Annotated in this window: 19 protein-coding genes; 9 read left to right on the top strand and 10 right to left on the bottom strand. The window is 70.1% G+C overall.

The window, feature by feature from the left end; all coding sequences use genetic code 11:
* Positions 1-245 precede the first annotated feature (245 nt).
* Positions 246-521, top strand: coding sequence for a hypothetical protein (locus tag ABIC63_RS15680; protein ID WP_017757757.1), 276 nt, complete (start codon positions 246-248; stop codon positions 519-521).
* Positions 522-595: 74 nt separating this feature from the next.
* The gene (locus ABIC63_RS15675; RefSeq protein ID WP_234193141.1) at positions 596-1,045 is read left to right on the top strand and encodes a Fur family transcriptional regulator; all 450 of its coding nucleotides are present in this window, start codon (positions 596-598) and stop codon (positions 1,043-1,045) included.
* A gap of 48 nt (positions 1,046-1,093) precedes the next feature.
* Here the strand turns inward: ABIC63_RS15675 and zigA are convergent, their stop codons facing one another.
* The 3 genes from zigA to rsmI form a co-directional block, all read right to left on the bottom strand.
* Positions 1,094-2,305: a zinc metallochaperone GTPase ZigA gene (zigA, locus tag ABIC63_RS15670; RefSeq protein WP_354320430.1), complete on the bottom strand. Its 1,212-nt coding sequence runs from the start codon at positions 2,303-2,305 to the stop codon at positions 1,094-1,096.
* A 184-nt stretch (positions 2,306-2,489) separates the two neighbouring features.
* Positions 2,490-3,044, bottom strand: coding sequence for a hypothetical protein (locus ABIC63_RS15665; RefSeq protein ID WP_354320429.1), 555 nt, complete (start codon positions 3,042-3,044; stop codon positions 2,490-2,492).
* A gap of 10 nt (positions 3,045-3,054) precedes the next feature.
* Positions 3,055-3,996 carry a 16S rRNA (cytidine(1402)-2'-O)-methyltransferase gene (gene rsmI / locus ABIC63_RS15660; RefSeq protein ID WP_354320428.1) on the bottom strand — a complete coding sequence of 314 codons (942 nt, stop codon included), beginning with the start codon at positions 3,994-3,996 and terminating at the stop codon, positions 3,055-3,057.
* A 1-nt stretch (position 3,997) separates the two neighbouring features.
* Here rsmI and ABIC63_RS15655 point away from each other — a divergent pair, with 1 nt between their 5' ends.
* The 3 genes from ABIC63_RS15655 to ABIC63_RS15645 all read left to right on the top strand — a co-directional run bounded on the left by ABIC63_RS15655 (position 3,998) and on the right by ABIC63_RS15645 (position 5,995).
* Positions 3,998-4,390 carry a YraN family protein gene (locus ABIC63_RS15655; protein ID WP_234193137.1) on the top strand — a complete coding sequence of 131 codons (393 nt, stop codon included), beginning with the start codon at positions 3,998-4,000 and terminating at the stop codon, positions 4,388-4,390.
* 223 nt (positions 4,391-4,613) lie between these two features.
* Positions 4,614-5,225 carry an SIS domain-containing protein gene (locus ABIC63_RS15650; protein WP_234193136.1) on the top strand — a complete coding sequence of 204 codons (612 nt, stop codon included), beginning with the start codon at positions 4,614-4,616 and terminating at the stop codon, positions 5,223-5,225.
* On the top strand, positions 5,222-5,995 hold the full coding sequence (locus ABIC63_RS15645; protein WP_294368031.1) for a BON domain-containing protein: 774 nt from the start codon (positions 5,222-5,224) through the stop codon (positions 5,993-5,995). The genes ABIC63_RS15650 and ABIC63_RS15645 overlap by 4 nt, the downstream gene beginning before the upstream one ends.
* A gap of 249 nt (positions 5,996-6,244) precedes the next feature.
* On the opposite strand, the gene ABIC63_RS15640 is transcribed toward ABIC63_RS15645, so the two are convergent.
* From ABIC63_RS15640 to ABIC63_RS15630, 3 genes are all read right to left on the bottom strand, one after another.
* On the bottom strand, positions 6,245-7,165 hold the full coding sequence (locus tag ABIC63_RS15640; protein ID WP_354320427.1) for an NAD(P)-dependent oxidoreductase: 921 nt from the start codon (positions 7,163-7,165) through the stop codon (positions 6,245-6,247).
* A gap of 48 nt (positions 7,166-7,213) precedes the next feature.
* Positions 7,214-8,350, bottom strand: a complete 1,137-nt coding sequence (locus tag ABIC63_RS15635) for a PilT/PilU family type 4a pilus ATPase (RefSeq protein ID WP_234193133.1) — start codon at positions 8,348-8,350, stop codon at positions 7,214-7,216.
* Between the two features lie 85 nt (positions 8,351-8,435).
* On the bottom strand, positions 8,436-9,479 hold the full coding sequence (locus ABIC63_RS15630; protein ID WP_234193132.1) for a type IV pilus twitching motility protein PilT: 1,044 nt from the start codon (positions 9,477-9,479) through the stop codon (positions 8,436-8,438).
* A 48-nt stretch (positions 9,480-9,527) separates the two neighbouring features.
* Between ABIC63_RS15630 and ABIC63_RS15625 the strand changes: the two genes are divergently transcribed.
* From ABIC63_RS15625 to ABIC63_RS15615, 3 genes are all read left to right on the top strand, one after another.
* The gene (locus ABIC63_RS15625; protein WP_354320426.1) at positions 9,528-10,250 is read left to right on the top strand and encodes a YggS family pyridoxal phosphate-dependent enzyme; all 723 of its coding nucleotides are present in this window, start codon (positions 9,528-9,530) and stop codon (positions 10,248-10,250) included.
* Positions 10,251-10,408: 158 nt separating this feature from the next.
* A complete protein-coding gene (locus tag ABIC63_RS15620; RefSeq protein WP_354320425.1) occupies positions 10,409-11,689 on the top strand; it encodes a Glu/Leu/Phe/Val family dehydrogenase in 1,281 nt (426 codons plus the stop codon).
* 291 nt (positions 11,690-11,980) lie between these two features.
* Positions 11,981-12,595: a DUF2242 domain-containing protein gene (locus ABIC63_RS15615; RefSeq protein WP_354320424.1), complete on the top strand. Its 615-nt coding sequence runs from the start codon at positions 11,981-11,983 to the stop codon at positions 12,593-12,595.
* Here ABIC63_RS15615 and ABIC63_RS15610 read toward each other — a convergent pair.
* From ABIC63_RS15610 to ABIC63_RS15595, 4 genes are all read right to left on the bottom strand, one after another.
* The gene (locus ABIC63_RS15610) at positions 12,555-12,956 is read right to left on the bottom strand and encodes a response regulator (RefSeq protein ID WP_294368047.1); all 402 of its coding nucleotides are present in this window, start codon (positions 12,954-12,956) and stop codon (positions 12,555-12,557) included. The two genes, ABIC63_RS15615 and ABIC63_RS15610, sit on opposite strands and share 41 nt — an antisense overlap.
* A 147-nt stretch (positions 12,957-13,103) precedes the next feature.
* Positions 13,104-14,051 (bottom strand): arginase, encoded by a 948-nt coding sequence (rocF, locus tag ABIC63_RS15605; RefSeq protein ID WP_354320423.1) that lies wholly within the window; start codon positions 14,049-14,051, stop codon positions 13,104-13,106.
* Positions 14,052-14,135: 84 nt separating this feature from the next.
* Complete coding sequence (locus ABIC63_RS15600) at positions 14,136-15,398, bottom strand: branched-chain amino acid ABC transporter substrate-binding protein (RefSeq protein WP_354320422.1); 1,263 nt, start codon at positions 15,396-15,398, stop codon at positions 14,136-14,138.
* A 36-nt stretch (positions 15,399-15,434) separates the two neighbouring features.
* Positions 15,435-16,145, bottom strand: a complete 711-nt coding sequence (locus tag ABIC63_RS15595; protein WP_354320421.1) for a TetR/AcrR family transcriptional regulator — start codon at positions 16,143-16,145, stop codon at positions 15,435-15,437.
* A gap of 98 nt (positions 16,146-16,243) precedes the next feature.
* On the opposite strand from ABIC63_RS15595, the gene ABIC63_RS15590 reads away from it, so the two are divergent.
* The gene (locus ABIC63_RS15590) at positions 16,244-17,890 is read left to right on the top strand and encodes an AMP-binding protein (protein ID WP_354320420.1); all 1,647 of its coding nucleotides are present in this window, start codon (positions 16,244-16,246) and stop codon (positions 17,888-17,890) included.
* Positions 17,891-17,895: the final 5 nt, after the last annotated feature.

The following is a 17,895-nucleotide window of genomic DNA, read 5'->3' as shown; positions in this document are numbered from 1 at the left end:
CCCCATTTGGGTGCCACAAACCGGCCCGTGGCGCTACCACGGGTCGGCATCGTCAGGATTTGTAAACCTTTTGACACTTGCTGTAAGAAAAATCCTAGCCCGAATAGCCTATATCCCTAGCATCCTCAGTGGGGGCTACGTAAAGGAGATGGGCAGCTGCAATCGCAGAAAGCCCGCAACCATCAAGGAACTGGCGCTCCAAAAAAGGGAGTGCCCGATCACTCGACGCTTGCGAAATGGATCAAATGTTCGACGTCTTTTTCTGGCCCGAAAGAGCCGCCTATCGCTTCGGTGCCAAGCGGGGACTCATCATCCTCGGCTGGGCCGTGCTGCCGGCGGTTCTGAGCCTGTCGCTGCTCTTCGCCGGCCTGCTGAACGGCAACGGACTCATCCTGGCCGTGGTGGGTTCGGTGGCGCTGTGCATCGTGCTGCTGATCGTCGGCGGCCGGACGCTGTGGGTGGACGTGCGGCGCGGCGAGCACCGCAGCCTGGCCTTCCGCTACCGGCGCGGCTGGCGCTGAGCGCACCTTCGGCGCCGCCCGGCGGCGCTGACTAAACTGCGGGGCTTCACGCCCCGCTGTTGCATTCCGAGCCCATGCATTCCACCGCCGACGCCCGTTCGCCCGACTGGGAACACGTGCTGCGCGAGCACGGCCTGCGCGTGACGCGGGCGTCCGTCGCGGTGCTGCGGGTGCTGTCGGCCACGGCCTCGGCGCTGTCCCATGACGAGGTGCTGCAGGTCTGCATGCAGGACGCCGAGCAGCCCTTCGACCGCGTGACGGTCTACCGCGTGCTGGACCGCCTGACGCAGGCCGGCTTGGCGGACCGGCTGATGGGGTCGGACGGCGTCGCGCGCTTCATGCTGCACGATGCGCATTCGAGCCAGCTCTTCGAATGCCAGGCCTGCCACCGGCTGGTGAGCCTGCCGCAGGATGCGCAGCTGCAGGCCGTGCTGGAGCGGCTGAACCGCTCGCTCAAGCGGCGCGGCATGCAGCCCAGCGAGAGCGCGCTGCGCATCCGGGGCACCTGCGCCGACTGCAGGTAAAGCGAGAAGTCACCCCCATGCCGCTTCGCGGCGGCCGACGGCGCATCTTTACTCCCAGGCGGGGAAGGGGTCGTCGTAGCGCAGCCAGGCTTCGGGGCCCCGGGCCATCTCGGCGTCGGTGAGCAGGCAGGCGTCGAGGCGGGCGCGCAAGGCGGCTTCGTCCATGTCCATGCCGATGAGCACCAACTCCTGCCGGGCATCGCCCACCTCGGGCAGCCAGTGCCGCTCGATGGCGGCCAGGGCCTCGGGGTCCTCGGGCCAGTGCTCGCGCGGCACGGCGGCCCACCAGTAGCCGCCCGCACCGTGGCGGGCCACGGCCCCGGCCTGCGACCACGACCCGGCCAAGGTCGGCCGGCTGGCCAGCCAGAAGAAGCCCTTGGAGCGCACCACGCCGGGCCATTCGCTTTCCACCCAGTCGAAGAAGCGCCGCGGATGCAGCGGCCGGCGCGCGCGCCAGCAGAAGCTGGCGATGCCGTAGGCCTCGGTCTCGGGCACATGCGTGCCGCGCAGCTCCTGCAGCCAGCCGGGCGCCTGCGCCGCCTGCTCGAAGTCGAACAGGCCGGTGTCCAGCACCTGCGCCAGCGGCACCCGGCCGAACTGGCTCAGCACGATGCGGGCGCGCGGGTTGAGGCCACGCAGGATGGCCAGCAGCCGCTCGCGCTCCCCGGCGCTCACCAGGTCGGTCTTGTTGACGACCAGCACGTCGCAGAACTCCACCTGCTCGACCAGCAGGTCGACCACCGTGCGCGCGTCTTCCTCGCCCATCGATTCGCCGCGCGCGGCCAGGCTGTCGCGCGAGCCGTAGTCGCGCAGGAAGTTGCAGGCATCGACCACGGTGACCAGCGTGTCCAGCCGGGCGACGTCGTCCAGCCGGCGGCCGTCCTCGCCGGCGAAGGTGAAGGTCTCGGCCACGGGCAGCGGCTCGGAGATGCCGGTGGACTCGATGACGAGCTGGTCGAAGCGGCCTTCGCGCGCCAGGCGTTCGACCTCGATCAGCAGATCCTCGCGCAGCGTGCAGCAGATGCAGCCGTTGCTCATCTCGACCAACTTCTCCTCGGTGCGGGCGAGGCTGGCGCCGCCCTGGCGCACCAGCTGGGCGTCGATGTTCACCTCGGACATGTCGTTGACGATGACGGCCACGCGACGGCCCTCGCGGTTGTGGAGGATGTGGTTGAGCAGCGTGGTCTTGCCCGCGCCCAGGAAGCCGGACAGGACGGTGACGGGCAGGCGCGGCGGGGTGGTCGCCAGGGAGTCGGACATGTGAGGGCTCCAGGTCGGTCGGCCTCCTTAGGAATGGAGGCCTTTAATGCAACGGAATTGCATTTTATGGAGATGCAACGCGATTGCATCAAGGACCCGATTGCCGAAGTGTGCGGCGCCGCTGCCGCCGTGCGGGCAAAAAGAAACCCGCCGAAGCGGGTGAAGGCAGCCCTCGAGGGGGGAATCAAGAGTCAGGAAGTCGGGCTGCGGACGCAGTGTGCGGCCCGATCTGGGAGGAATCTGGTGGGCCCGCCGCCCACCGGGCGAAATCCAGGTGATGCATCAGCTCGCGCAGCACCAGGATGGCGGCGGTGGAGGCCGCATCCTGCGGCAGGCCGGCGCCGGGCCGGCCGAGGGAGACCGCGGCGAACTGCTGGAAGAGCGCCTCCACGTCCTCGCGGGTGGCGCCCCCGACGAGCGGCAGCACACATCCGAAGGCACCGGCCGGCCACAGCACGCGGCCGGCCGGCAGGGGCGGGTGCGGGCGCATCAGGGCGTCCTCGACGGTGTCGATGGCGGCTTCGAGTTCCACGGGCCGCGCAGGCCGGTGGCGGAAATGCGCGTCGCCCAGCGTGTGCAGGCCGAGCGGCAGGGCATGGGCCTGCAGCGCGCCGTCGTGCACCCAGGCCAGCAGGAGCCGGGTGTCGTCCAGCGTGGCCAGCACGGGCGTGCCGGGATGCGGCCAGCGTGCCAGCCGGGCGGCCGTCTCGGCGGTATCGGACGCAGCGAGGGACGTCACGGTGGGGGACTCATTCATCCGCATTGCGCCAGGCCAGGGCCTGGGCATAGAGGGCGTTGCGCGGCGCGCCCGTGATGTCCGCGGCCAGGCGCGCCGCGCTCTTGAGCGGCAGCTCGGCCAGCAGCAGGCGCAGCACACGCTCGGCCTCGGCGCCGATGCCGTCGCCGTCGACCTGGGCGGGCTGCGGATGCAGCAGCAGCGCGAACTCGCCGCGCGTGCGCTGCGCGCCGGCGGCCAGCCAGTCCGCCAGGGCCTGGGCGGGCACAGTGGCGATCTCCTCGAACTGCTTGGTCAGCTCGCGGCCCACGGTCACCGGCCGCGTGCCCAGCACGGCCAGCGCGCGCGCCAGCGCCTCGATGCGGTGCGGGGCCTCCAGCAGCACCACGGCGCGCGTCTCGCCGGCCAGGGCCTGCACCGCGGCATCGCGCTCGCCGGCCTTGGCCGGCAGGAAGCCCGCGAAGACGAAGGCGCCGCCGCGTGCGTCGTCATGCGCGCCGGCGGCGCTGAGCAGCGTGGTCACGCTGGACGGTCCGGGAAGGGGCAGCACGCGCTGGCCCGCGGCCTGCACGGCGGCGGCCAGCCGCGCGCCCGGGTCGCTCACGCCCGGCGTGCCGGCGTCGCTGACGTAGGCGATGCGCTGGCCCTCGGCCAGGCGCGCGATCACGGCCTGCGCCGCCTCGGCCTCGTTGTGCTGGTGCACCGCCAGCAGCTGGCTGCCGGGCCGGTCGATGCCGCAGGCGCGCAACAGCTGGTGGGTGTGGCGCGTGTCCTCGCAGGCGATGGCATCGACCAGTTGCAGCACATGCAGCGCCCGCAGCGACAGGTCGGCCAGGTTGCCGATGGGCGTGGCCACGACGTAGAGGGTGCCCTGCGGATAATGCTGGCCGCCGGCCGCGTCGCGGGCGGCCTGGACAGCGGCGCCGAAAGAAGCAGCCGTGGGGAGGGTGTTCAAGATGGGTCTTCTTCCGTTCAAGCGGGGGCCGGTGGCGCCCCCGACCACCAAGCGCCTGGGCGATGCCGCCGAGGACGCCGCACTGGCCCACCTGCGCAAGGCCGGGCTGGGGCTGGTGGCGCGCAATTATCGAACCCCGGGCCGCGGCGGCGGCGAGGTGGACCTGATCATGCGCGAGCCCGGCGGCACGCTGGTCTTCGTCGAGGTGCGCAGCCGCTCCCGCGCCAGCCATGGCGGCGCAGGCGCCAGCATCACCTTCGCCAAGCAGCGGCGCATCATCTTCGCGGCGCGGCACTACCTGATGCGCCTGCCTTCGCCGCCGCCCTGCCGCTTCGACGCGGTGCTGGTGGAGGACGAGATCCGGTGGTTGCGGGGCGCGTTCACCGTGGAATAACCGCCCAGGCGGCGCGCTTCGCGTTCCGCCGCCTGCTTTTGCAAGGGGCCAGGAGGCGCGTCTTGCGAAATGGCCCGCTCCGGCATTGGGTGCATCGGTCGTGGAAGTCTTGCGGGTGTTGCCGCGACGCCTTGTTGCCAACTGGCGGGAACCTGACACGGCCGCGGCAGTCGCAGGCTGGGCCCCTTGGCCCGAAAAGCGCACGTCTATGATTCCGGACAGCATGGTTGAACAACGTCTACAACAACATTTCATCGACAGCGCCGATCTCAAATACCAGGCCGGGCCCGTGCTCAGCAAGCCGCTCGGGCTGGCCGTCCAGGCCCTGCTGGCGGGCGTGACCAGCGGCCGCAAGGTGCTGGCCTGCGGCGCCGGCGTCTCCGGTCTCCTGGCCGCCCAGTTCGCGGCCCAGTTTGTCGGCCGCTTCGAACGCGAGCGGCCTTCCCTCGCGGCCCTGGCGCTGCCCTGCATCCCCGACGATCCGCTGGCCGACACGCGCCAGTGCGCCGATGCGGCCGGCTTGGCCCGGCAGGTGCGGGCGCTGGGCGAGGCCGGCGACGTGCTGCTGGCCATCAGTCCGCGCGGCGAGTCGGCCGCCGTGCTGGCCGCCGTGGGGGCGGCGCACGAGCGCGACATGTGCGTCATCGCCCTGACCGGCGGCGTCGGCAGCGGCGCGGGCGGTGCGCTGGGCCGGGCCCTGAGAGAAACCGATGTGCAGGTCTGCGTGCCGCATGACCGCCTTTCCCGCATCCACGAAGTCCACCTGGTGCTGCTGCACTGCCTGTGCGATGCCGTGGATGCCCAACTACTTGGTGAACAGGAGCTTTCCGCATGACCACCTCCCCGACGACGATCTTCCGGCGTGGCCAGCGCCTGGCCTGCGCCTGCCTGGCCGTTGCCGCACTGGGCGGCAGCCTGGCGGGTTGCGTTCCGCTGGTGGTGGGCGGTGCCGCGGCCGCGGGCATCGGCACCCTGGCGCTGGACCGTCGCAGCTCCGGGGCGCAGCTCGACGACCAGGCCATCGAGTTGCGCGCCGCCGCCCGCATCCGCGAGATCGCCAACGACGACATGAACGTCACGGTGATCAGCTTCAACCGCACGGCCCTGCTGACCGGCACCGTGGGCAGCGAGGCCGACAAGCAGCGCGCCGGCGAGGTGGTGCGCACCGCGCCCAATGTGCGCGCAGTCGTCAACGAGGTGGTGGTGGGGCCGGCCCTCAACATCGCCCGCCGTTCCAACGACACCTACCTGACTACCAAGGTCAAGGCCTCGCTGCTGGACGCGTCCGACGTGCCCGCCAACTCGATCAAGGTGGTGACCGAGGGCGGGGTGGTCTACCTGATGGGCCTGGTCACCCGCCGCGAGGCCGACCGCGCGACCGACATCACGCGCGGCATCTCCGGCGTCGAGAAGGTGGTGCGGGTCTTCGAATTCGTCGGCGACGACGGCCAGTCCCTGCCCGGCGGCGTCGGCCCCTCGCAGACCGTGCCCGGCACCGACGGCTCGCGGGTGCCGCTGCCGCCCATGGCGCCGCTGCCAGCGCCCGCTGCCCCAGCGGCCGCACCCGCACCAGTGCCGGGCGTGGTCACTTCGCCCGTGCGCTGATCGGTTCCTGCAAACCGACTGTCCGCGCAGACCACTTGAGCGCGTGCGCACTGTCGGGCCGGCAACAGGCGGATGCGCCAAGGCGTTCGCAACGCCAGCCGCGCTGGTGCTCGACTGACTCGAGAGGCCGCGGAGCAGGCCACGCCAGTGCATCCCAGGAACTGGCTTTGCCAGGCCTGCGGGTGCGCCCCCCTCCAAGCCGAAGGCGTCAGAGAGGGGGGAGCCGCGAAGCGGCATGGGGGGTGCTCTCTATTTCAGTCGCGTGATGAGGCTGGAGGTGTCCCACCGGGCGCCGCCGGCCTGCTGCACGTCGGCATAGAACTGGTCCACCAGCGCCGTCACCGGCAGGCGCGCGCCGTTGCGCTTGGCCTCGTCCAGCACCAGGCCCAGGTCCTTGCGCATCCAGTCCACGGCAAAGCCGAAGTCGAAGCGGCCGGCCACCATGGTCTTGCCGCGGTTGTCCATCTGCCAGCTCTGGGCGGCGCCCTTGCCGATCACCTCCAGCACCTTCTCCATGTCCAGGCCGGCACGCTGGCCGAAGGCGATGGCCTCGGACAGGCCCTGCACCAGCCCGGCGATGCAGATCTGGTTGACCATCTTGGCGAGCTGGCCGGCGCCGCTGTCGCCCAGCAGCGTGACGGCGCGGGCGAAGGCACCGATCGCGGGCTCCACCTGCGCGAACACCGTCGCGTCGCCGCCGCACATCACCGTGAGCATGCCGTTCTGCGCGCCGGCCTGGCCACCGGAGACCGGGGCGTCGATGAAATGCAGGCCCTGGGCGCTCGCGGCGGCGGAAAGCTCGCGCGCCACCTCGGCCGAGGCCGTGGTGTGGTCCACGAAGACCGCGCCGGGCTTCATGCCGGCGAAGGCGCCCGTCTCGCCCAGCACCACGGAGCGCAGATCGTCGTCGTTGCCCACGCAGCAGAACACGATGTCGGCGCCGGCCGCCGCCTCGCGCGGGGAGGGCGCCGAGGCGTGCGCGGCGCCGAATTCCTGCACCCAGGCGGCCGACTTGGCGGCATTGCGGTTGTAGACGGTGACGCGGTGGCCCGCGGCGGCGAGGTGGGCCGCCATGGGATAGCCCATCACGCCGAGGCCGAGGAAGGCGACGGAGCGGGCCGGGACGGCGGCGTAGGACTTGGGGTGGAAGGAGGGGGAGGGTGTGCTCATCCCCCCGAGCTTAGCGGCGCTGCGCGGCCTGCGGTGCCGCCGGCCTCGTCAGACCACCGACAGGTGCTCGGTGCCCGAACTCAGGTCCCGGCTGCGCGCGCGCTGGCTGTGCAGCTTGATCTGCAGGCGCAGGTCGTTGGTGGAGTCGGCGTTGCGCACGGCATCCTCGTACGAGATGGCGTACTGCTCGAACAGGTCGAACAGCGCCTGGTCGAAGGTCTGCATGCCCAGGTTGCGGCTCTTGCGCATCACTTCCTTCATCTCGCCGACCTGGCCCTTGAAGATCATGTCGGCGATCAGCGGCGTGTTGAGCATGATCTCCACCGCCGCCACGCGGCCGCGGCCGTCTTCGGTGGGCACCAGCCGCTGGGAGATCATCGAGCGCAGGTTGAGCGACAGGTCCATGAGCAGCTGCTCGCGCCGGTCGTCGGGGAAGAAGTTGATGATGCGGTCCAGCGCCTGGTTGGCGTTGTTGGCGTGCAGCGTGGCCAGGCACAGGTGGCCGGTCTCGGAGAAGATGATCGCGTTCTCCATGGCCGTGCGGTCGCGGATCTCGCCCATCAGGATCACGTCGGGCGCCTGGCGCAGGGCGTTCTTGAGCGCCGTCTCCCAGCTGTCGGTGTCGATGCCGATCTCGCGCTGCGTGACCACGCAGTTCTTGTGCGCATGCACGAACTCGATCGGGTCTTCGACGGTGACGATGTGGCCCTGGGTGTTCTCGTTGCGCCAGTCCAGCATGCCGGCCAGCGTGGTCGACTTGCCGGAGCCGGTGGCGCCCACCACGATCACCAGGCCGCGCTTGGTCATGGTGACTTCCTTGAGCACCTGCGGCAGGTTCAGCCCGTCGATGGTGGGTGGCGTGGTCGGGATGGTCCGCAGCACCATGCCCACGCGGCCCTGCTGCACGAAGGCGTTGACGCGGAAGCGGCCGTAGCCGGCGGGCGAGATGGCGAAGTTGCATTCGCGCGTGCGCTCGAACTCCGAGGTCTGCCGGTCGTTCATCAGCGCCCGCGTCAGGGCCAGCGTGTGCTGCGGCGACAGCGGCTGCTGCGAGATCTTGACCACCTTGCCGTCGATCTTCACGGCCGGCGGGAAGTCGGCCGTGATGAACAGATCGCTGCCCCCGCGGCTGACCATGAGTTTCAACAGGTCGGTGATGAACTGGCTGGCCTGATCGCGTTCCATGGTGGCTCCAGAAAGGTGGGAATGGGGGACGGGCGGGACGGCAGAGGGGGCGCCCCAGGGAATGGAGGAAGGGCGCCGCCCCGGGTCAGCCTGGGAAATTCTCGGGCGTCTTGGCCTTGCCGCGGGCCTCGGCCGCGCTGATGACCCCGCGCCGCACGAGGTCGACCAGGCACTGGTCCAGCGTCTGCATGCCCATGCTCTGGCCGGTCTGGATGCTCGAGTACATCTGCGCCACCTTGGCCTCGCGGATCAGGTTGCGGATGGCCGGCGTGCCCAGCATGATCTCGTGCGCCGCCACGCGGCCGGCGCCGTCCTTGGTCTTGCACAGCGTCTGCGAGATCACCGCCTGCAGCGATTCGGACAGCATCGCCCGCACCATCTCCTTCTCCTCGCCTGGGAAGACGTCGATGATCCGGTCGATGGTCTTGGCGGCGCTGGAGGTGTGCAGCGTGCCGAACACCAGGTGGCCCGTCTCGGCCGCCGTGAGCGCCAGGCGGATGGTCTCCAGGTCGCGCAGCTCGCCCACCAGGATCGCGTCCGGGTCCTCGCGCAGCGCCGAGCGCAGGGCGTTGGCGAAGCTCAGGGTCATCGGCCCGACCTCGCGCTGGTTGATCAGGCACTTCTTGGACTCGTGCACGAACTCGATCGGGTCCTCCACCGTCAGGATGTGGCCGTACTCGGTCTCGTTGAGGTGGTTGACCATCGCCGCCAGCGTGGTCGACTTGCCCGAGCCGGTCGGCCCCGTTACCAGCACCAGCCCGCGCGGCTTGAGCGCCAGCTCGCCGAAAATCCGCGGCGCATTCAGCTGCTCCAGCGTCAGTACCTTCGACGGAATCGTCCGGAACACCGCCGCGCAGCCGCGCTGCTGGTTGAAGGCATTGACCCGGAAGCGCGCCAGGCCCTCGATCTCGAACGAGAAGTCGATCTCCAGGAACTCCTCGTAATGCTTGCGCTGCGCGTCGTTCATGATGTCGTACACCATGGCATGCACCTCCTTGTGCTCCATGGGGTCGAGGTTGATGCGGCGCACATCGCCATGCACGCGGATCAGCGGCGGCAGGCCGGCCGAGAGGTGCAGGTCCGAGGCCTTGTTCTTGACGCTGAATGCCAGCAACTGGGTGATGTCCACGCGCGACCTCTCTAGACTTCGTGACGTTTTGAAACGGTTTCAGCAATTATGACTACGACGAGTGAGCAGCTCCAGCAGGTTCATGCACGGATCGTGCGCGCCTGCGAGGCGACCGGCCGCGATCCGGCCGGCGTGCGGCTGCTGGCCGTCTCCAAGACCTTCGGCCCCGAGGCGGTGCGCGACGCCTTTGCCGCCGGACAGCGGGCCTTCGGCGAGAACTACGTGCAGGAAGGCCTGGACAAGATCGCCGCCCTCGGCGACCTGCGCCCGCAGCTCGAATGGCACTGCATCGGCCCGCTGCAGAGCAACAAGACGCGGCCGGTGGCCGAGCAGTTCGACTGGGTGCACAGCGTGGACCGGCTCAAGATCGCCCAGCGGCTGTCGCAGCAGCGGCCGGCCGGTCTGCCGCCGCTGCAGGTGTGCCTGCAGGTCAACATCGACGGCGGGGCCAACAAGTCGGGCGTGGCGCCCGAGGAGGCGGTGGCGCTGGCACGCGAGGTGGCGGCGCTGCCGCAGCTGGCGCTGCGGGGGCTGATGGCCATTCCCGAGCCGCAGCCCGATGCCGCGGCCGAGCGGGCGGTCTTCGCCGAGGTGGCCGATCTGGCCGTCCGGCTGCGCGACGCGCTCGGCCTGCCGCTGGACACCCTGTCGATGGGCATGAGTGCCGACCTGGAATCGGCCATCGCCGCCGGCAGCACGATGGTGCGGGTGGGCACGGCCATCTTCGGCGGCCGGCCGCGCGCCGGGGCCGCCGCCGCGCCGGCCGCCTGATGCAGGGCCCGGCGGCGAGGCGGCCGGACTGATCGAGCGCCCGGGCGCCCCGCCTTGCCGCTCGCGCATAAGGTCCGCCGCCGGCTGCATGGCCACTGGCGCGGCGCGGGCGGCCGGCCTATCGTCGCGGCCATCCGCACCACCGAGGCCTCCTCACCATGCAGCAGTCCAGCGAACTCTCGTACGTCCACCCGTCCTCCACCAGCCCCTGGGGCACCTACCTGTCGCAGGTCGACCGGGTGGTGCCCTACCTCGGCCACCTGGGCCGCTGGGCCGAGACCCTCAAGCGTCCGAAGCGTGCGCTGATCGTGGACGTGCCGATCGAGATGGACGACGGCACCATCGCCCACTTCGAGGGCTTCCGCGTGCAGCACAACCTGTCGCGCGGCCCGGGCAAGGGCGGCGTGCGCTTCCACCCCGACGTCACGCTGGAAGAGGTGATGGCCCTGTCGGCCTGGATGACCGTCAAGTGCGCGGCCGTCAACCTGCCCTACGGCGGCGCCAAGGGCGGGATCCGCGTCGATCCCAAGAAGCTGTCGCAGAACGAGCTGGAGAAGATGACCCGCCGCTACACCAGCGAGATCGGCCTCATCATCGGCCCGCATTCGGACATTCCGGCGCCGGACGTCAACACCAACGGCCAGATCATGGCCTGGATGATGGACACCTACTCGATGAACACCGGCTCGACCGCCACGGGCGTGGTCACCGGCAAGCCGATCCACCTGGGCGGCTCGCTGGGCCGGGTCAAGGCCACCGGCCGGGGCGTGTACGTGACCGGCCGCGAAGCGGCGCGCCGCCTGGGCCTGCCGCTGCAGGGCGCGCGCGTGGCCGTTCAGGGCTTCGGCAACGTGGGTTCGGTGGCGGCCGAACTGTTCGCCGAGGCGGGCGCCAGGGTGGTGGCCGTGCAGGACCACACCGGCACCCTGGTGAACGAAGGCGGCTTCGACATGCCGGCGCTGATGGCCCATTCGCGCCGCACCGGCGGCATCGCGGGATTCGGTGCTGGCGAGCAGGTGGACAACGAGGCCTTCTGGGACGTGCCCACCGACATCCTGATCCCGGCCGCGCTGGAAGGCCAGATCAGCGCCGAGCGCGCCCGTCGCATCACGGCCCGCCTGGTGCTCGAAGGCGCGAACGGCCCGACGGTGCCGCAGGCCGACGACATCCTGGCCGAGCGTGGCGTGCTCGTGGTGCCCGACGTCATCTGCAATGCCGGCGGCGTGACGGTCTCGTACTTCGAATGGGTGCAGGACTTCTCCAGCTTCTTCTGGACCGAGGACGAGATCAACCAGCGGCTGGACCGGATCATGGTCGGCGCGCTGGAGCACATCTGGAACAAGGCCGACGAGCACCACATCGCACTGCGCACTGCGACCTTCGCGGTGGCGTGCGAGCGCATCCTGGCCGCGCGCCAGGAACGCGGGCTGTATCCATGACCCACCCCGTTTGGTTTTCTCACTGCGTGTAGAAAACCCATCCCCCTCAAGGGGCGCACCCGCGGGCCCGGCAAAGCCGGTTCCCAGGGTGCACTGGCGTGGCCTGCTCCGAGGCCCTCCCGGCACGAGGGAGCGCGGGCCAGACCGGCGGTGGAAGTCGCGCGGTGCGGTGTGGCGCGCTTGGGTCCAGCACGGCAGCGGGACGGGGCTGCTACGGGGAACCGGGCCCATCTCGCGGCATCCAAGCCACGCCCCGGCCGTCGGCCGGGCGACACTTGCGGGATGACGACGATGCGAACTAAAGCGGGGCGCGGCTGGAGCGCCGTGGGGATGGTGGTGCTGGCCGCCTTGCTGACCGGTTGCGGCAGCGCGCCGAAGGGCAAAGGTGCCAAGGACCTGGCGACCGAGGACTTCGAGGCGACCAACACCCACACCCGCATCTACGATGCCACGGTGGGCCAGACCTGCGAGGCGGCGCGGCGGGCATTGCTGAGCCAGGGCTACATGATCACCGCGGCGGCCGCCGAGCAGGTGACGGGGCGCAAGAGCTTCCAGCCCGAGGGCGAGGTGCATGTGGAGGTCGAGTTCCGCGTGGTCTGCGCCCAGGAGCAGGGCGACAACGGCCAGCCTGCCGCCATCGCCTTCGCCACCGCGGTGCAGGACCGCTACGGGCTCAAGAAGGTCAACAACTCGGCGAGCGTGGGCGTCGGGGCCTTCGGGTCGCTGTCGCTGCCCTTCACCTCCAGCAACGACGCCATGGTCAAGGTGGCCAGCCAGACGCTCACCGACGACCGCTTCTACGAAGGCTTCTATGCGCTGCTGGAGCGCTACCTGGCCCGCACCGAACCGGCGGTGGCCACGCCCGTCACCGAGGGGGCGGCGAAGCCGACGCCATCCCCCCGCTAGCCGGCGTGGCCAGGGCATCGGCCAGCGCATCGATGCCGAAGGGCTTGCGCAGCCATTGCGTGTTGGCCGGCAGCTCGCGTGGAGACGGCCGGCCGGTGGCAAAGATGATGCGCACCGGATCGCGCACGCCCAGCGCCTCGGCCAGCTCCAGCCCCGACAGCGCCGGCAGCCCCACATCGATCATCACCACATCGAAGGCGCCGTCGAGGTAGCGGTCGCGCGCGGTCTCGGCGCTGCTCACCCCGGTCGCCCAATGGCCCAGAAGCTTCAGCATCTCCAGCGTGGTCTGCAGCACGTCGGGATCGTCTTCGACAACCAGGACGCGCAGGGCAGAACCAGGGGGAGAGGCGGATTCGGGCATGGGTGAGAGCGGGCGCAGCAGGGGTGATACGACTATGGGCTACCCGCGACATTCACTGTCGCCCGAGCGGTCGACGAAGCGTGTAGGAACAACGCCCTTTGTCAGCAGACGTGACGCAGACGCCCGAGCGCCCAATCGCCCAGTGGCTCAGCCGCGCGCCAAAGTGGACTTGCCCAGCAGGCTTTCGATGAGTTCCACCGCGATCTCCGCACTGCGGTTGCGCACGTCCAGCGCAGGGTTGAGCTCCACCACATCCAGCGAGCCCAGGCGGCCCGTGTCCGCGATCATCTCCATGCACAGCTGCATCTCGCGATAGCCGGGGCCGCCGCGCACGCCGGTGCCCACGCCGGGCGCGACGTCCGGGTCCAGGCAGTCGATGTCGAAGCTCACGTGGAGGTGGGTGTCCTCGTCCATGCCGTGCAGGGCCTCGGTCATGGTGGTGCGCATGCCGTGCTCGTCGATGTGGCGCATGTCGAAGACCGTCAGGCCCAGGGCCCGGATGGCGTCGCGCTCGGGCGCATCCACGCTGCGGATGCCGATGAAGCGCAGGGCATCGGCCTGCAATGCGCTCGGCAAGCCGCTCCAGCCGGTGAGGGCGGACGGGCCATGGCCCAGCAGGCAGGCGACCGGCATGCCGTGCAGATTGCCGCTGGGCGAGGTGGCCTCGGTGTTGACGTCGGTGTGGGCGTCGAGCCACAGCACGCGCAGCGTCTTGCCACGGCGGCGCGCATGCCAGGCGACGGCGCTGATGGAGCCGATGGCCAGGCAATGGTCGCCCCCCATCAGCAGAGGCAGATGGCCCGCGCCCAGCGCTGCGTCGACCGCGTCGTACACGCTGCGGTTCCACGCCACCGCCTCCTTGAGGTGGCGCAGCCCGCCTTCGGGCGCGCGCCAGGGCGTGGCGGGGCCAGCCAGATTGCCCCGGTCGACCACCGTCAGGCCCATGCGGGCCACGCACTCGGCCAGGCCTGCGACGCGCAGGGCATCCGGTCCCATGCCGCAGCCGCGCACGCTGGCACCCACGTCGGTGGGTGCGCCGATCAGGGCCACGCTGGTGGCTGCGGGGCTGGCACTGGGGTCGAAGGTGGCTTGCATCGGCCCAGTCTAGGCACGGACAGTGAAGACCGCATGCCAGCCAATGCCGACAACGGTGGCACAGGCCGCCGGGACACGCCGGGCTCAGCCGCCCGGCCGCACCATCTTGCAGTCGGTGCCCTGCGCCAGCTCGTTGCCGGTGTAGACCGCCTCGGTGCGGAAGCCGTAGTTCGTGCCCTCCCAGCCCGTCTTGACCGTCTTGCCGTCCACCGGCGCGATGGTGTTGACCACCTGTGGCAGCAGCAGCTGATGGTCTTCGCCGCGCATGCGCACCGGGCCGACCACCGAGTCGAAGCTCAGGTCTTCCAGCGCGCGGGCCACGGCCACCGTCTCGGTGCTGCCGGCCTTGTCGATGGCGGCGGCGAGCAGGCGCGGCGTCATGTCGATGCGCGGCGCCAGGAAGTCCTTGCCCATCCTGGCCTTGTAGGCCTTGGCCAGCGCATCCACGCGCGGGCTGTCGGCCTGGCCCGGGTGCCATTCGGCCACCCACGTGAGCTGCCCCAGCTTGGCCTGCGACACGGCCAGCACCGTACCCGGCACCGAGCCGGCGCTGTGGTTGAAGTAGCGGAGGTTGTAGCCGGCATCGCCCGCGGCCTTGAGCAGCAGCGTCATGTCCTGGCCCCAGTTGCCAGTGATGACCGAGTCGGCGCCCGAGGCCTTGATGTTGGCCACGTAGGGCGCGAAGTCCTTCACCCGGCCGATGGGATGCAGCGCCTCGCCCACGAACTGCACGTCGGGCCGGGCCAGCCCCACCAGCTGCTTGCCGTAGCTGGCCCATTGCTTGCCGTGGGCATAGTCCTGGTTGAGCAGGTAGACCTTCTTCACGTCGGGCGTCTTCTTGATGAAGTTGGCCAGGGCCTTCATCTTCATCGCCGTGTTGGCCTCGGTCTGGAAGTGCCAGAAGCTGCAGGCCTTTCCTGTGAGCTCGGGGTCGATGGAGGAATGGTTGAGGACCAGGATCTCCTTGCCCGGGTTGCGCTGGTTCCAGCGGTTGACGGCCTGCACCAGCGCCGTCACCACCGAGGAGCCCGAGCCGCCGGTGACGATGGCGCGTGCGCCCTGGTCGATGGCGGCCTGAAGGGCGCTCTGGCTCTCCTGCGCGGAGAGCTTGCTGTCGAACTGCAGCAGCTGCAGCTTGGCCTGGCCCTTGAGCACGCCGCCCTTGGCATTGATGTCGTCCACGGCGTACTGCACATGGGCCAGCATCAGCTCGCCGACGTTGGCGAAGGGCCCGGAGAGTGGGTCGATGTAGGCGATCTTGTAGACCTTGCCGTCCTGCGCCGAGGCAGTCCCGGCGGCAAGAAGAAGGGCAGTGGCCAGCGGCGCAAGCCGGGCGCGGAATGTCATGGTGTGTCTCCGTTCGTTGTCGTTGGCATGGAAGGATCAGGCGGCGCGCGTGCGCAAGCCGATCACGCGCGTGGCAAGCACGGTCAGCTCGTCCACGATCTGCTCGGGGCCGAGCCGGCCGCCCGGCTGGTACCAGCTGTACAGAAAGCCCGGCAGGCTGCAGGCCGCCAGCGCGGTGATGCGCGTCTCGTTGAAGTCGAGGTCGCCGTCGCGCCGGCCCTGCTCCAGCAGCGGCGTGAGCTTGTCGTAGAAGTGATGGGCCAGCTTCTTCATCGCGGCGTTGTATTCGGGCCGGTAGACCTGCGGCTCGCGGTAGGGAAAGAAGGCCGCCGGGTAGTGCATGACGGTGGCGCGGATCAGCCGCCGCAGGCCTTCCTGCACCTTCTGCGCCGCCGGGCGCGGGTCGTCGTCGGCGAAGTCCAGCGCGGTGAAGCAGTCCACCGTGGGCCGCCACGACAGCACCTCGAACAGCTCCTGCTTGTCGCGGAAGTAGTAGTAGATGAAGGGCTTGGTCACCTGCAGCGCCTGCGCCACCTGCGCCAGCGTGGTGTTGGCGTAGCCCTGGGTCGCGAAGAGCCGCGTGGCGGCCTGCAGGATGCGCTCGCGCTGCACGTCGGTGCCGGCCGTCGCCGAACGCTGCCGCCCATTGCCGTGCGTGCGCGTCGCCCCTTCCGCGGGCAGGCGGCCGGCCGGCCCGCGCGGCGCTGCGGCTTTGGGTTTGTGCGGTGTCTCCGATGTTCTACCCATCGGTAGGATTGTTCGTGCACCATGCATCGCAAGACAAGGGCCGACAGGGTTCGATGCGCTATCGCTAACCCTGATCGGCAGACGCCACGGAGACACCCATGAGCCTCGATACCCACCCCGGCACTGCGGCCGACGCACTGCCCGAACGCCCCCGCCAGCCCCTGCACGAGTACCTGCGCACCCATGCGCGCGAGCGCGGCGACCATGTCGCCTGCCACTGGTACGGCCACCGCATGCGCTATGCCGAGCTCGACCGCGCGAGCGACGCCTTCGCCGCCCGGCTGCAGGCGCTGGGCGTGGCCAAGGGCGAGCCGGTGGTGCTCTTCCTCAACAACTGTCCGCAGTACCTGGTGGCCCACTATGGCATCCAGAAGATCGGCGCCATCGTCTGCCCCAGCGGTCCGCTCAACAAGGCCCATGAGTTGGCCTACCAGGTGGGCGACCTCAAGGCGCGCGTCATCGTGGCCGCCGCGCCGCTGCTGCCCGTGGTGCAGCAGGTGCAGGCCGAGGCGCCACACCTGGCCCATGTCTTCGTCGTGCACTATGCCGACCTGCTGCCCACCGAGCCGGTGCTGGACCTGCCCGCCGAACTGCAGGCCGCGATGAAGGAGTCGCGCACCGTGCCTGCCGGCTGCGAGGACTTCCGAGAGGCCAGCGCTGGCGATGCGAAGCCTGCCCCGGTCGCGCTGTCGCTGGACGATGTGGCCCTCATGACCTACACCTCGGGCACCACCGGCCTGCCCAAGGGCGCGATGCTGAGCTACGGCAACGCCCTGTTCAAGACGCGCATCGCGGCCGACTGCAACGGCGTGCAGGCCGACGACGTGCTGTTGTCGGTGGCGCCGCTGTACCACATCGCCGGCATGCTGATGGCCGTGAACGTGCCGGTGCTGGTGGGCGCCACGCAGGTGCTGCTGCACCGTTTCGACCCGCATGCGGTGCTGCAGGCCATCGACCGCCACAAGGTCACCTGGTGGTACAGCATCGCGCCCATGAACGTGGCCTGCATGCAGCTGCCGGATGCGCGCGATTTCGACCTGTCCAGCCTCAAGGTCAACCCGGTCACCAGCTTCGGCATCGCCTTCACCGAGCCGCTGGCGAAGCAGTGGCAGGGCTTCGCCCCCCACTGCACCTCGCACGAAGCCGCCTACGGCCTGTCGGAGACCCACACCTGCGACACCTACACGCCGCGCCATGCGCCGCGCTGGGGCACGCAGGGCGTGCCGGCGCCGGGCGTGACCATCCGCATCCTCGATCCCGAGACCGGCCGCGACCTGCCTGCGGGCGAGGTGGGCGAGATCGTGCTGACCAGCGAAGGCACCTTCAAGGGCTACTGGAACAAGCCCGAGGCCACCGCCGCCACACTGCGCAACGGCTGGGTGCACACGGGCGACATGGGCAAGCTGGATGCCGATGGCTACCTCTGCTTCATCGGCCGCTTCAAGGAGATGATCAAGGTCTCGGGCTACAGCGTCTTCCCCGAGGAGGTCGAGACCATCCTCATCAAGCATCCGGCCGTGGCCCAGGCCGCGGTCATCGCCCAGCCCGATGCCGAGAAGGGCGAGGTGGTCAAGGCCTTCATCGTGCGCAAGCCGGGCGCCGAGGCCACGCCCGAGGCCATCGTGGCCTGGGCGCGCGACAACATGGCGCCTTACAAGGTGCCGCGGCAGGTGCGCTTCATCGACGCATTGCCGGCCACCGGCGCGGGCAAGGTGCTGCGGCGCCTGCTGAAAGACATCGACTGAGTCAC

Origin of the sequence: Pseudacidovorax sp. 1753 (assembly GCF_040544975.1) — a bacterium.
Lineage (GTDB): Bacteria > Pseudomonadota > Gammaproteobacteria > Burkholderiales > Burkholderiaceae_C > Xenophilus.
This window is presented reverse-complemented; position numbering and strand designations above follow the sequence as displayed.

Coding starts and splice junctions, on each gene's coding strand:
- ABIC63_RS15680 (WP_017757757.1), top strand. CDS start 246: ATGTTCGACGTCTTTTTCTGGCCCGAAAGAGCCGCCTATCGCTTCGGT.
- ABIC63_RS15675 (WP_234193141.1), top strand. CDS start 596: ATGCATTCCACCGCCGACGCCCGTTCGCCCGACTGGGAACACGTGCTG.
- zigA (WP_354320430.1), bottom strand. CDS start 2,305: ATGTCCGACTCCCTGGCGACCACCCCGCCGCGCCTGCCCGTCACCGTC.
- ABIC63_RS15655 (WP_234193137.1), top strand. CDS start 3,998: ATGGGTCTTCTTCCGTTCAAGCGGGGGCCGGTGGCGCCCCCGACCACC.
- ABIC63_RS15650 (WP_234193136.1), top strand. CDS start 4,614: ATGGTTGAACAACGTCTACAACAACATTTCATCGACAGCGCCGATCTC.
- ABIC63_RS15645 (WP_294368031.1), top strand. CDS start 5,222: ATGACCACCTCCCCGACGACGATCTTCCGGCGTGGCCAGCGCCTGGCC.
- ABIC63_RS15640 (WP_354320427.1), bottom strand. CDS start 7,165: ATGAGCACACCCTCCCCCTCCTTCCACCCCAAGTCCTACGCCGCCGTC.
- ABIC63_RS15635 (WP_234193133.1), bottom strand. CDS start 8,350: ATGGAACGCGATCAGGCCAGCCAGTTCATCACCGACCTGTTGAAACTC.
- ABIC63_RS15625 (WP_354320426.1), top strand. CDS start 9,528: ATGACTACGACGAGTGAGCAGCTCCAGCAGGTTCATGCACGGATCGTG.
- ABIC63_RS15620 (WP_354320425.1), top strand. CDS start 10,409: ATGCAGCAGTCCAGCGAACTCTCGTACGTCCACCCGTCCTCCACCAGC.
- ABIC63_RS15615 (WP_354320424.1), top strand. CDS start 11,981: ATGCGAACTAAAGCGGGGCGCGGCTGGAGCGCCGTGGGGATGGTGGTG.
- ABIC63_RS15610 (WP_294368047.1), bottom strand. CDS start 12,956: ATGCCCGAATCCGCCTCTCCCCCTGGTTCTGCCCTGCGCGTCCTGGTT.
- rocF (WP_354320423.1), bottom strand. CDS start 14,051: ATGCAAGCCACCTTCGACCCCAGTGCCAGCCCCGCAGCCACCAGCGTG.
- ABIC63_RS15600 (WP_354320422.1), bottom strand. CDS start 15,398: ATGACATTCCGCGCCCGGCTTGCGCCGCTGGCCACTGCCCTTCTTCTT.
- ABIC63_RS15595 (WP_354320421.1), bottom strand. CDS start 16,145: ATGGGTAGAACATCGGAGACACCGCACAAACCCAAAGCCGCAGCGCCG.
- ABIC63_RS15590 (WP_354320420.1), top strand. CDS start 16,244: ATGAGCCTCGATACCCACCCCGGCACTGCGGCCGACGCACTGCCCGAA.